Source organism: Peptoclostridium litorale DSM 5388, from assembly GCF_900141635.1.
Classification (GTDB): Bacteria; Bacillota; Clostridia; order Peptostreptococcales; family Peptostreptococcaceae; genus Peptoclostridium; species Peptoclostridium litorale.
In genome coordinates this window covers 80,219-92,566 of record NZ_FSRH01000003.1, presented here as the reverse complement: position 1 = coordinate 92,566, position 12,348 = coordinate 80,219, and the positions used below count along the sequence as shown (strand labels likewise).

11 protein-coding genes are annotated in these 12,348 nt (G+C 40.7%); all 11 read right to left on the bottom strand.

Going from position 1 to position 12,348, the window contains the following annotated elements; translation table 11 throughout:
- Positions 1-7: 7 nt before the first annotated feature.
- The 11 genes from BUQ87_RS03670 to BUQ87_RS03620 all read right to left on the bottom strand — a co-directional run bounded on the left by BUQ87_RS03670 (position 8) and on the right by BUQ87_RS03620 (position 12,341).
- Positions 8-1,495 carry an Rne/Rng family ribonuclease gene (locus BUQ87_RS03670; RefSeq protein ID WP_052636411.1) on the bottom strand — a complete coding sequence of 496 codons (1,488 nt, stop codon included), beginning with the start codon at positions 1,493-1,495 and terminating at the stop codon, positions 8-10.
- A gap of 16 nt (positions 1,496-1,511) precedes the next feature.
- Positions 1,512-2,207: a TIGR03936 family radical SAM-associated protein gene (locus BUQ87_RS03665; RefSeq protein WP_038267892.1), complete on the bottom strand. Its 696-nt coding sequence runs from the start codon at positions 2,205-2,207 to the stop codon at positions 1,512-1,514.
- Positions 2,207-4,051, bottom strand: coding sequence for a TIGR03960 family B12-binding radical SAM protein (locus tag BUQ87_RS03660; protein WP_038267890.1), 1,845 nt, complete (start codon positions 4,049-4,051; stop codon positions 2,207-2,209). The genes BUQ87_RS03665 and BUQ87_RS03660 overlap by 1 nt, the downstream gene beginning before the upstream one ends.
- A gap of 26 nt (positions 4,052-4,077) precedes the next feature.
- On the bottom strand, positions 4,078-5,181 hold the full coding sequence (rodA, locus tag BUQ87_RS03655; RefSeq protein ID WP_038267887.1) for a rod shape-determining protein RodA: 1,104 nt from the start codon (positions 5,179-5,181) through the stop codon (positions 4,078-4,080).
- A gap of 89 nt (positions 5,182-5,270) precedes the next feature.
- Positions 5,271-5,552 carry a cell division topological specificity factor MinE gene (gene minE, locus BUQ87_RS03650; RefSeq protein ID WP_038267884.1) on the bottom strand — a complete coding sequence of 94 codons (282 nt, stop codon included), beginning with the start codon at positions 5,550-5,552 and terminating at the stop codon, positions 5,271-5,273.
- 12 nt (positions 5,553-5,564) lie between these two features.
- Positions 5,565-6,362: a septum site-determining protein MinD gene (gene minD, locus BUQ87_RS03645; protein ID WP_038267881.1), complete on the bottom strand. Its 798-nt coding sequence runs from the start codon at positions 6,360-6,362 to the stop codon at positions 5,565-5,567.
- A gap of 17 nt (positions 6,363-6,379) precedes the next feature.
- Positions 6,380-7,000: a septum site-determining protein MinC gene (gene minC, locus BUQ87_RS03640; RefSeq protein ID WP_038267878.1), complete on the bottom strand. Its 621-nt coding sequence runs from the start codon at positions 6,998-7,000 to the stop codon at positions 6,380-6,382.
- Between the two features lie 34 nt (positions 7,001-7,034).
- Positions 7,035-9,824 (bottom strand): penicillin-binding transpeptidase domain-containing protein, encoded by a 2,790-nt coding sequence (locus BUQ87_RS03635; RefSeq protein ID WP_074210038.1) that lies wholly within the window; start codon positions 9,822-9,824, stop codon positions 7,035-7,037.
- A 21-nt stretch (positions 9,825-9,845) separates the two neighbouring features.
- Entirely contained in the window at positions 9,846-10,343 is a 498-nt protein-coding gene (mreD, locus tag BUQ87_RS03630; RefSeq protein ID WP_038267876.1) for a rod shape-determining protein MreD, read from the bottom strand.
- A gap of 12 nt (positions 10,344-10,355) precedes the next feature.
- Positions 10,356-11,228 (bottom strand): rod shape-determining protein MreC, encoded by an 873-nt coding sequence (gene mreC, locus BUQ87_RS03625; protein WP_038267873.1) that lies wholly within the window; start codon positions 11,226-11,228, stop codon positions 10,356-10,358.
- A gap of 18 nt (positions 11,229-11,246) precedes the next feature.
- Positions 11,247-12,341 (bottom strand): rod shape-determining protein, encoded by a 1,095-nt coding sequence (locus BUQ87_RS03620; RefSeq protein ID WP_074210029.1) that lies wholly within the window; start codon positions 12,339-12,341, stop codon positions 11,247-11,249.
- Between the last annotated feature and the right edge of the window lie 7 nt (positions 12,342-12,348).

Sequence of the window (12,348 nt, the reverse complement as noted above, 5' to 3'; positions counted from 1 at the left end):
TACCAAATTAAGCTTCTTTTGTCAATGGATAAATTCCTTTAAATTCAAAGCAATTTTGGAGTTTCTCCATAACCTGCGCCCTGCCTCCCATTGCCTTTACAGACGCTTTTCCAGGTTTTTGAAAATGGTCCTTTGCCACTATTATTTCAATTCCATATTTTTTGCATATGCTATATATATGCTTAAATTCGTCCTTTTCCATAGAATCGTAAAAGTCACAGCTCACATGAAAAAGTGCTGCTTCTGCATTGGTATGTTTTTTCATCCTAGAAGCTTCCTTTTCAATGGAATCCAGCACAAAATAGTCTGAAGATATTTTTCCGGCCCCGTGGCAATATGGGCACTCCTTGCTTATAAGCAGCTCTATTCCTTTTTTCTGGTTTTTCCTTGTGATTTCCACAAGGCCCAGCTGCGTAATGCCATGTACAAAAGCCCTTCCCGGTTCATCCGCAAAATTCTCCTCAAGCCTTTTCACAAGCCTTTGCCTGTTCCCTGCAGATTTCATGTCTATGAAGTCTATGATGACTATGCCGCCTATGTCCCTTAGCTTTATTTGGCGCACTGCCTCGTCTGCAGCTTCCATATTGGCTTCGAGTATGGTCTTTTCCACATCGAATCCTTTTACCTTCCTGCCCGTGTTTACATCTATCACCGTAAGAGCCTCTGTTGGTTCTATTATTATGTGAGCTCCGCTTTCAAGCCATAGCTTCCTGTTTGTAAGGCTCTTTATGCTCTTCTTTATGTTGTAATAGTCAAATATGTCGCTAGTCTCATCGAAGAGGAGCAGCCTGTCTTTTTCACTCTTGTTTATTTTAAGCATCAATTTTATTTTTTCATAATCATCAGGATCATTGACCACAATCTGGCAAAAGCTCTGGTTGAAATTATCCCTTATATATTCAGTCACAGTGTCAATCGAACTGAGTAAAAGCTTAGGACCAATGCCCAATACATATTCGCTCTTTATGGCTTCCCACTGGCTAGCGAGGCGGCTTATCTCCCCCTCAAACTCAGCCTTTTGCGCATTTGCGGCATTAGTCCTCACTACCGCCCCAAAGCCCGTAGGGCACATTTCTTCCACAACCGATAGGAGCCTACTTCTTTCATGCTCGTCGCTTATCTTGTTTGAAATTTTAATTATACTTTCGTGGCTTTCTTGCGGAATCAGTATCATATGCTTTCCTGCAAGGGATATCTCGAGTGAGATCTTTGGCCCCTTATCTCCCATGCCGTCCTTTTCAACCTGCACCAATACATCGGCGCCCTGCTTTACCTTGCTGTTTTTCCCAATAGGCAAATATGCATTTTTGCCTTCCCCTATGTCAACAAAAGCGGCCCTTATTCCAGGAAGTATCCTATGCACCTTCCCCCTGTACACATTTCCAACGATGCTTTTGTTTAAACTTTCATGAACTCTAATATCAAGCAGGCTGTTGTCCTTTGCTGCTGCTATTCTCGTATAAAACAGTCCCCTGTCTATTAATATCCTCTTCAAGCTATCACTTCCAAATTTAAATTAGCGATTTCATATCTTCGCCGTCCATGATGTACATGTCCTGCCTTTGCATCCTTGAGTCCTGAGGGCAAAATTCAAGATTTGTATTATCAGCAATTGAACTAAGCAGTATGTCAGGCTTTAGGTTTCCGGCAGAACCCGTCGAAAGAACGGCATTTATATACATTTGGCCATCCTCCACAAATGTTATTGCCATGCTTTGTACCATGGTTCTTATGTTGATTTCCTTTATTTTGCCCTTTTTGTTCTTCTTTTTGACAAGTATCTCTTCCATTTCCATGAATTTGTCCAGCTCTGTTTGCGCCTCATCCCTTGAAATTTCGCCCTGTAATATTATGTTCAGCATGTATCTTGCATGAGTCACTATGCTCATTAGAGAATCTGATTTTTTGTCGACTATTTTTGACTTTGTAAACTCAATTCCTTCAGGAAGGAATTTGTTCATACTCTCTTTAAATTCGTCCCCGCTCATATCACTGTCAATTTCAATGTCCACATACTCTCCCTGGCTTGCGATTCCAAGCGAGAGAGCCTGCGCGAAAGATATCTTGGGATGTTTGTTGAACCCCTGCGTGAATGTCGGTTTTATTCCGGCTCTTCTCATTGTTCTTTCCAGCAGTCTTAAAAGGTCAAGGTGTGATATATATATCATGTCAGATTCTTTTTTGAATTTGCTCCTTACTAAAGGCATTAGCACAGCCCCCTTGCTATATCTGTATTTATTCCACAGCCCCTGCATCCGCCTCTGCAGTCAGGTGTAAGCTGCTCGTTTTTCGCTTTTTCATTTTCATCTATAAGGAATTTCTTGCTCACTCCTGCATCTATATGATCCCATGGGAACAGTTCGTCATAGCTTCTTCTTCTGTGTGCGTAAAACTCCATGCTCATATCATTCTCTTCAAATGCCTCTTTCCAAAGATCAAACTGGAATTTCTCGTCCCATCCGTCGAATGTGCATCCCTTTTTGAATGCATCATGTATAACCTTTGAAAGCCTTCTGTCTCCCCTTGCCATTACAGCCTCCAAAAAGCTTGTCTTTGATTCATGGTATTTGTATGATATGTTCTTGTTTTTAAGCATTTGAACCAGATACCTTTGTTTTTCCCTGAGCTCTTCAACGGTGTTTTGCGGCTCCCATTGGAAAGGAGTAAACGGCTTTGGTACAAATGAAGACGTGCTTACAGTTACATTGAAATTCCTGCCAAGCTTTCCGTCATTCAGATCTCTGTATATGTCCAATACCTTGTATGCAAGATCCCCTATTCCGTCAAGGTCTTCATATGTCTCTGTCGGAAGGCTCATCATGAAGTACAGCTTTACATTGCTCCACCCCATGCCAAAAGCCTTTGTCATTGCGTTTTCAAGGTCTTCTTCAGTTATACCCTTGTTTATTACATCCCTGAGCCTTTGAGTTCCCGCCTCCGGTGCAAACGTAAGTCCGCTTTTTCTAACCTCCTGAATCTTTTGGGCAAGTTCTGCCGAGAAATTGTCAAGCCTTAAAGATGGAAGTGAAAGAGATATCTTCTCCTTTTCACTATATTCCTTTAGTATGTGCATTGTGAGTTCTTCAAGGCCCGAATAGTCGCTTGTGCTCAGTGATGACAGTGATATTTCCTCGTATCCTGTGCTTTTTACAATCTTCGCCAAATGCTGTTTGAGTTTTTCAACGCTTCTCTCCCTTATAGGCCTGTATAGCATTCCGGCCTGGCAGAACCTGCATCCCCTTGTGCATCCCCTAAATATCTCGAGCATTATCCTGTCGTGAACAATGTCTATATACGGGACTATAAGTCTGTCTTGATAGTATACAGAATCCAGGTCTTTTATTATTCTCTTTTTTATTTTAGCCGGCACTCCTTCGATATTTGGAGATACCTCTTTGAGCGTGCCGTCTTCATTATACTTGCAGTCGTATAGGGATGGGATGTACACACCTTCAATATCCCTTGCTATTTGAACCAGGAAATCCCTTTTGCTCTTGCCGCTTTTCTTCCACGCCCTGTAGCTGTCCATAAGCTCGGCCATTACCTCTTCGCCCTCGCCTATTGTCGCTATGTCTACAAAGTCCGCTATAGGCTCCATATTGTAAACGCAAGGCCCTCCAACTATTACAAACGGGTCTTCCTCCGATCTGTCATTTGCATAAAGAGGTATTCCTGAAAGGTCAAGCATATTTAATATGTTTGTATATGAAAGCTCATACTGAAGCGTAAATCCTACAAAGTCAAAATTCTTTAAAGGATGCCTGCTTTCAAGAGCAAACAGTGGGAGATTCTTTTCCCTCATTACGCTTTCCATATCTGAAGCCGGCGCAAATACCCTTTCACAATACACATCATCAATGTTGTTTAGCAGATTGTAAAGTATCTGCATTCCCATAAAGCTCATGCCCACCTCATATATGTCCGGGAATGCAAATGCAAACCTTATTGTCTTTTCATCTATTTCCTTTTTGTATACGTTAATTTCATTACCAGTATACCTTGCAGGTTTTTCAACCTTAAGCAAAATGTCGTTTATTTCGACTCTTTCCATTATAGCTCTCTACCTCCATAAATATATTAAAAATTGATTTTCTTTCTTCTCATGGCTACATTGAATACAATCCCCAGGGCTATCATGCTGTTTATCATAGAACTTCCTCCATAGCTCACAAACGGAAGCGTGACTCCCGTTACAGGCATAAGTCCCATTGTCATGCCTATGTTTTGAATCGTCTGGTACAAGAACATGAATAGCACTCCTGTTGTTATAAGACTGCCGTAAAAGTCTTTTGAAGTCTTGGCTATTGTGAGTATCCTCTTTAACAACATGTAAAAGAGAATTATAAGCATAAGCCCTCCTATAAGCCCAAGTTCCTCTCCCATTACTGCAAATATAAAGTCAGTGTCCTGAACCGGAAGGAAATTAAACTGGTTCTGGGTCCCCTTGTAAAGTCCCTTGCCAAAAATCTTGCCCGAACCTATGGCAATCATAGACTGTATAACCTGGTAGTTGCCGGCGTAATCAGGATTTCCCGGATGTAAAAATGCATCTATTCTTAATTTTTGGTGCGCTTTCAAAAATGGGTATATTGCAGGAATCGACAAAACAGAAGCAGCCATGGTATAAAACACTATTTTGATATTTATATCACATATAAAAACCATTCCTGAAATTATAGATACGAAAACTATTGCAGTTCCAAGGTCAGGCTGCTTTAATATGAGAAGAACTATTGGAGCTGCATACAATGCCACAGGCATCAAATCCCTGAATGTATTTAATTTTCCTTTTTTATCTTCAAGAAAACTGGCAAACGAGAGTATGAACCCTATCTTTACTATTTCAGATGTTTGAAGATCAACAAACCCAAGGTTTATCCACGACCTTGCTCCCGCTCTTTGTATTCCAAGCCCCGGCATGTAAACAAGAAGCAGTAGCAGTATATTCACTATATATATTGGCCTGCTGTATTTTGCAAATGTATTGTAGTCTATGAGCAGCAATCCAAATATTATGCACAGTCCCATTAAAAACGATATGAACTGGACCTTGACCTGCCTGTTTATTCCAACTATATTCGCCTGGGTTGCACTGCTTATTACTATTATTCCTAGTATGAATATCAGCGAAACTATAACAAGCAGTTTCCAGTCAATCTCTTTGAACTTTCTAAAATCCATTTTTTCCTCCCTGCGTTGACAAGACCTTTTGGGTTTAAAAATATCTTCCGACCGAAAAGAAAAGGAAATTCCAAAAGTGGAATTCCCTTTTATCTTTTGCAGTCCTTCACTTTTTTTATCGGTATATTGGCTACCAAGGCTGAAAGCACAGTCCCCTCACTCGAATCCCTTGACTTGGTCATCTTGACTTCAAAACCATCCTCATCTATTTCTATGTAGTTGGATATGGTTTTTATGAGGTCTCCTTTAATGTTTTCCAAAAAACTATCTGAACAATTAGTTCTGTCATGCACAAGCACAAGCTTAAGTCTTTCTTTTGCTATGTTCTTACTTGCTTTAGAGCTTTTGCCGAACAAGCTAAACAAATCCATCCCTAATCACCCCTATCTAGCAATTCCAAATATTCTCTTGATCTTTTCCATAAAAGTCTCATTGCTTTCAATGCTCAAAAACGGAACTTCTTCCCCCAGTATTCTCTTTGCAATATTCAAATAGGCCCTTCCTGCAAGCGATTTTGACTCTGTAACTGCAGGTTCACCCTTGTTTGTAGTTATTACAACACTTTCGTCATCCGGAACAACGCCCACAAGGTCTACCGCTAATATGTCTATTATGTCTTCTATGTTCATCATGTCTCCGCGCTTTACCATCTCAAACCTTATCCTATTGATAATTAGATTTGGATTTTCAAGGTCATTCGCCTCCAAAAGACCTATTATCCTGTCAGCATCCCTTACGGCTGATACCTCTGGGGTAGTTATGACTATAGCCCTGTCTGCCCCTGCTATTGCATTTTTAAATCCCTGTTCTATCCCTGCCGGACAGTCTATAATTACATAGTCAAAGCTTTCCTTCAGGGTTTTTGCAAGCTCTTTCATCTGATCTGGCGACACGGCCGTCTTGTCTCTTGTCTGAGCGGCTGGAAGCAGATAGAGTCCCTCGAATCTCTTGTCCTTTATAAGGGCCTGCTTGAGTCTGCAGTTCCCCTCAACTACGTCTACAATATCATACACGATTCTATTTTCAAGTCCCATTACAACATCCAAGTTTCTAAGTCCTATGTCCGCATCAACAACTGCAACTTTTTTCCCAGAAAGGCTCAGCGCTGTCCCTATGTTCGCAGTCGTGGTCGTCTTGCCGACCCCTCCCTTACCAGATGTTATGACTATTACCTCTCCCATCTACTCAACCTCCCAAATCATTTTCTATTAAGGCTTGGTTCGATTACTATATGATTGTCTTTTATAAAAGCTATTTCTGGAAATTCCGGCTTGTTGCCGGATTCGCTTTCTGGCGGTATGGCTATGCTGTCCGCAATCCTAAGCTGCATGGGCTGAAGCTCATATGCTGATACGAAAGCCTTTTTATTGCCGTTTGCACCCGCATGCACTACTCCTTTTAAAGAGCCTATAACTACTACGTTTCCATGTGCAACTATCTGTGCCCCCGGGTTCACATCACCTATTATAACTATATTACCATTAAATTCTATCTTTTTGCCAGATCTAAGTGTGCTTTTTACAAATTTTGTATCACCCTCTTGTATACCTTCAAAGACTCCACTGCTTTTTTGTTCCTGTTCCTCCAGAAGCTTCATGTGCAGCTTTTCTGTAACAAGGGCTTTTAGCCTTAAATACTCTACATCATCTATATGACTACAATTTATAGCAGCTATGGTGGCTCCTGTAAAAAAGCCTCCTGCACCTTCAACCTTTTCAGTAACGCTTTTTTCTATTGTATCAAAGTCATGCTCACCTTTTATGTTTATAACGAGCCCATTTTTGGTTCCCTTGAATTCAACAACTTCTGCGTCCTTCATATAGACTCCTCCATTTATTTTATTAAATACACCCTTACTCCGTCAATGTGCCTGAATAATCAATTTTTGGGACGTCAATTTCATCTTCCAATCCCATATACTGTGCAATGACATCCCTTGCTATAGGGGCCCCATACCCACCATGGCCTCCTTGGAATATCATGACTACAACTGCAATCTCCGGTTTGTCATATGGCGCAAAAGATACAAACCATGCAAAATCATCATATGTGTCCTTGAACCTGTCTATATCCGCTGATTTGAGCTTTGGATTGAGCTTTAAAAGTGCATTTCTCAAAAAATACTCCCTGTCCATTTCCCTTGCAGACTTCGCTTCTAGCTCGTCGGCTTTTTGATCGAGCATCTCCTTTGACACTCCAAAACTGGACAAGTGTGAATATATATACTCCTGCTCATCTTTAGCAGGTACCCTGCCACTTTTTTGGGCTGTACCAGTTTTGGCTGCAGTTTCAACTGGGAATCTCCCAAACACGCTACTTGCTGTACCTATGCTTGTAACCCTTCTCATGCCCTTTTTAATTTCTTCAAGGTTTTTTTCATTTACCAGCTCTATTTTTTCGCTTTTTCGTTCTATTCTTTCTATATTAAGTTTATCATAAGATTCTATTTTGTCCACCACAGTAACCTTGTTTTTATAGCCTCCATTGGATATTGCCGATATATAGTTTGCCATTTGTATAGGCGTATATGAGTTTTCACCCTGGCCTATGCCTATGTTGAAACTGTCTCCCGTTCCCCACTGTGCCTGGTTGAAATAGCTGTATTTCACTAAATCGGTCACTTCGCCTATCTTGTCGCTTTTTATTTTAAGGTCGGTAAGCCTTCTTATAATCTCTCCTCTTGAAGGGTTTTCCTCTGTCCACGAGACTATTGTCTCTACCCTTTTTTCATATTCATTCAAGTCTTTGTTTTTTTCTATGTCCTCAAAATATTTTTCAAGCTTTTTGTTAAGCCTGTTTTTTAGCATCCTCTTTGTCGTTTTGAGTTTGTCTTCAGGATTTGGAACCTTTCCTGCAAACTCTTCTATCTGTATGCCGGTCTCTTCATCAAGCCCGAAAAGCCTCGCATAGTGGAGTATGTCATCGACACTCATTTTTACGGGCAGCGGCTTGTCCTTTGAATAGTCGTACCCAACACTCAGGCTGTAGAAATAGTAGTTGCACGAAACCTCAAGCGCCTTGTAAAGGTCCGTATCCCCGTGATTACCCCTGCTGCTGTTCCATATCCAACAACCAAAAGTCTTGTTCCCAAGTTTTATATATCCCTTATCCCTTATAGTGTATGTTGGAGAAAGTCCCGCTTCGAGAGCTGCAAGACCTGTTACCATCTTAAATGTCGAACCCGGTTGAACAGCCGTCATAGTCGCTATATTGTAAAGCGGCCTTGGAGCAAGAAGGTCATTGCCATTTGCTGGAAGAAGGCTTTCCATATCATCGTTTGATATTCCAGTTGAAAACAAGTTTGGGTCGTAGTCCGGGTAATTCGCGAGAGCAAGCACTTCTCCCGTATTGACATCCAGTGCAACCACGGCTCCTGATGTAGCCTTGTCATATACGCTGCTGTCTCTTAGCCTGTAATTTCCCCATTTGCTGCTATAAGTTCCGCCGCTTCTTATAGTCTGAAGTACTTCTTTCAGCGACTCCTCGGCTCTTTTTTGAAGATCCAGGTCTATTGTGAGATATACTGCGTCTCCTGGCAAAGGCTCATTCATATCAAGCCTTTTTATCAGCCTTCCCGCAGCATCCACCTGGACCCTATTATAGCCGTTTGTTCCCTTAAGTCTTTCTTCAAATTCTTTTTCTATGCCGGTCTTGCCTATCATGTCATTTTGGTTGTAACCCTTTTCTTTAACATAATATTCTATTTCGCGTGTCTGAGAAATTTTACCCATCTGGCCAAGTATATGGGAGGCCGCGCTGCCATTTGGATAGTATCTTATAGGCTTTATTTCAACACTTACCCCAGTAAGCTGCACGCCCTTTTCCTCTATTTCCGCAACTGTATTTTGAGATACATCCACTGCAACGTCTACAGGCTGATACTGAAGATATCCCTTCGCCTTCAAGAGGTCCCTTATTGACATTATCTTCCTCGCATCATCAATGTCTTCCATGTTCTCAAGCTCGAAATATTCCTTTATCTTATCAAAAGCCTTAGCTGCACTTATGTTTTCGTCTTTTATCCCATACCCGTAAAGCCAGTTTTCTTTTCTTACCTGCTCTGAAAACTTCCACTTCGAAACATATATAGGTGGATATACACCCTTTTCATTGAGCATTTTTTGCAGCTCGTACGGCTCCAGTGCATATATGTCTGCATCTATGCTTCCACTTTCCACTAGCCTTTCCGCAAGAATATAGAAGCTCTCTTTCGCGTTGCTTACAGAAGGTATATTGTTGGTTTTTTTCCATTCTTTTATTTTTTGCTCGGATTCAAACTGGTATGTCCCATTTTTCATTTTTATGGGGAATTCATCGAGATATTCATCTCTATTTTTTTCCAGTATGTTCACAAGCTGAAGCACCACATCATTTGTCTTGTCCTTTAGCACTTCATTTTTGGATATTCGAACGGCAAAACTCGGTCTGCTGCCCGCGAGCAGCCTTCCATATCTGTCTCTTATCTCGCCTCTTGGCGCCTCAACTGATATTTTTCTATAAACCTTGTTTGATGCTTGATTATAATACTCTTCTCCCTGTATTATTGTCATAAACGAAATCCTGACAGCCAGCATGCAAAAAACAGCAATAAACACCAGCCTTAAAATATCAAATCTGTCTTCAAATTTTTTATTTTGAATCATTGCCTCCACCCTTTTACACATCTAGTAAAGCGATGTTGCCTTCTTAAATTTATTGTCGAGCCTTTCCCAGAGCCTGTATAAGACCACAGAAAATATGCTGTTTGCAATAGGAAATACAGCGAAATTCCTAAGCATTGTAGTATATAGGTTTCCATTTATATACTCTCTGTAAAAAATCATCTTGAATGCACAGCTCACCATGCTTGCAAATATTAAAAGCACAGCTATTGTAAATCTGCTTTCCTTGAATATCTTATCTTTTATATAGCTGTATACTTGCGCTATTATGAAAAATATCAAAGCCTCCAGACCTATTACATTGCCAACAAGCATATCCCTGAAAAAACCTGCGCATATTGCTGTTATTACTGCTGTTTTTTTCTCTACAGATATCGAAATCAGGCAGATATATACAAGCAGAAAATCTACCGATGAGCCAAATATATTAAAATGGTTCAGTATGCTGTTTTCAAATATGACCAGTATAAATGACATGGTCAAAAAAATTGAAGTTTTCATTTTATTACCGCCCTACTCAATTCTATTTGGGTTTATTATCATCACGTCATCCAGATTTTTGAAATTCACATAAGGTCTTACCCTTATGTTCTTCACAAGATTCCTCTTGTCTTCTATAACCTGTTCTATTTCGCCTATCGGGATTCCTTCTGGATACATTCCAAGCCCTGATGTTATTAGAATGTCTCCGGGAACCGCATCATATTCCATGTCAAACATGTAGCCCATAAGATATCCCTTGACATTCTTAGCCGAATCCACGGAGATATTCTTTCTTATAACCCCCATGTAATCGCTCTTTCTTAGAACCTTGAAACTTACTGCCGATTTATAGTTGAGCAGGGATATTACCTTTGAATAATCCGAAGACACTTCATATACTATTCCCGCCAGTCCGTCCCCTGTAACCACTATGCTTTCCACTTCAACTCCGTCTTTTTCTCCTGCGCTTATCACAAAACTCTCATACCAGTTCCCATCGTTTTTCGCCACAACTCTTGCACTGATATAGCTATTGGGCTTTGTAATTTCCACGTAGTTGAGAGCCTTTTTCAATTCTTCAAAATTCCTTATATCTTCTTTTGATATGTCCATTTCTATGAGCTCTTTTTTAAGCTGCTGATTTTCTTTTCTTAAATCTTCAATCTGCTTCATATTTTCATTGTAACTGAACATGCCGCTTATGTTTCTATTCATGCCCGAAAAAAAGCCTCCTATAGCACCCTGCATGGGGCTGAATGTGTCAATGGTGCCTGATGACACCTTTGCCAAGGCATTATTTCCTCCCATCGAAAAAAGCGTAATTAAAAATAGAGTGATAGCCACACTAACAGCTGCTATCACTTCTTTTTTATTTCTATTGTATTTTTTTATTTTAAGTCTCATTTTTGGCATCACCATCTGTTACAGTTTTTTTGTTGATATTAAAACCTTTTTAAGACTCTCTATCTCTTCAATGACCTTGCCTGTTCCAAGTGCAACACAGTCAAGAGGATTTTCTGCTATCTTGACAGGCATGAATGTCTCATTCTTTATAAGGACATCAAGCCCCTTTAAAAGTGCGCCTCCTCCTGTGAGCATTATGCCGTTTGTCATTATGTCTGCAGCAAGTTCTGGCGGAGTCTTTTCAAGCGTCGCCTTTACAGCATCCAGTATTACCGTCACAGGTTCGCTAAGTGCCTGTCTTATCTCATGAGCATCCACTTCTATTGTCTTTGGAAGTCCCTGCACAAGGTCCCGTCCCCTTATCATCATCTTCTTTTCTCCGGCCTCATATTCATGTGCCGATCCTATGGTTATTTTAATTTCCTCCGCAGTTCTTTCGCCTATCATGAGGTTATATGCCTTTTTGACGTAGCTCACTATTGAATCGTCAAGCTCATCTCCTCCAACTCTTACTGACTTGGCCGTAACTATCCCTCCAAGCGATATAACCGCTATTTCAGTAGTTCCTCCGCCTATATCCACTACCATGTTTCCATATGGCTCTGCGACCTGGAGCCCAGCACCAATTGCAGCGGCCATAGGCTCTTCTATGAGATAGACCTCTCTTGCGCCTGCCTGCATGGCGGCGTCTTCAACCGCTCTTTTTTCAACCTCAGTAATTCCAAATGGTATACATATTACTATTCTAGGGCTGAATACAGTTTTTTGAGGGCTTGCCTTCTTTATGAAATATTTTATCATGCTTTGAGTCACATCAAAATCCGCAATGACACCGTCTCTCATTGGCCTTATTGCCACTATGTTTCCAGGCGTTCTCCCTATCATTTTTTTTGCTTCTTCCCCGACTTCAAGCACTGACTTGCCATGCTCCTCTATAGCTACAACTGAAGGCTCCCTAAGGACTATGCCTTTGCCTCTCAAATATACAACTGTATTTGCAGTTCCAAGGTCTATCCCCATGTCATTAGTTTTTATACTAAAAAAGTTAAACCCCAGCTTCTTTTTTGGTGATTTAGTTTTACTTTTGCTTTTGTTTGTTTTATCCTTAGACATTGATGTC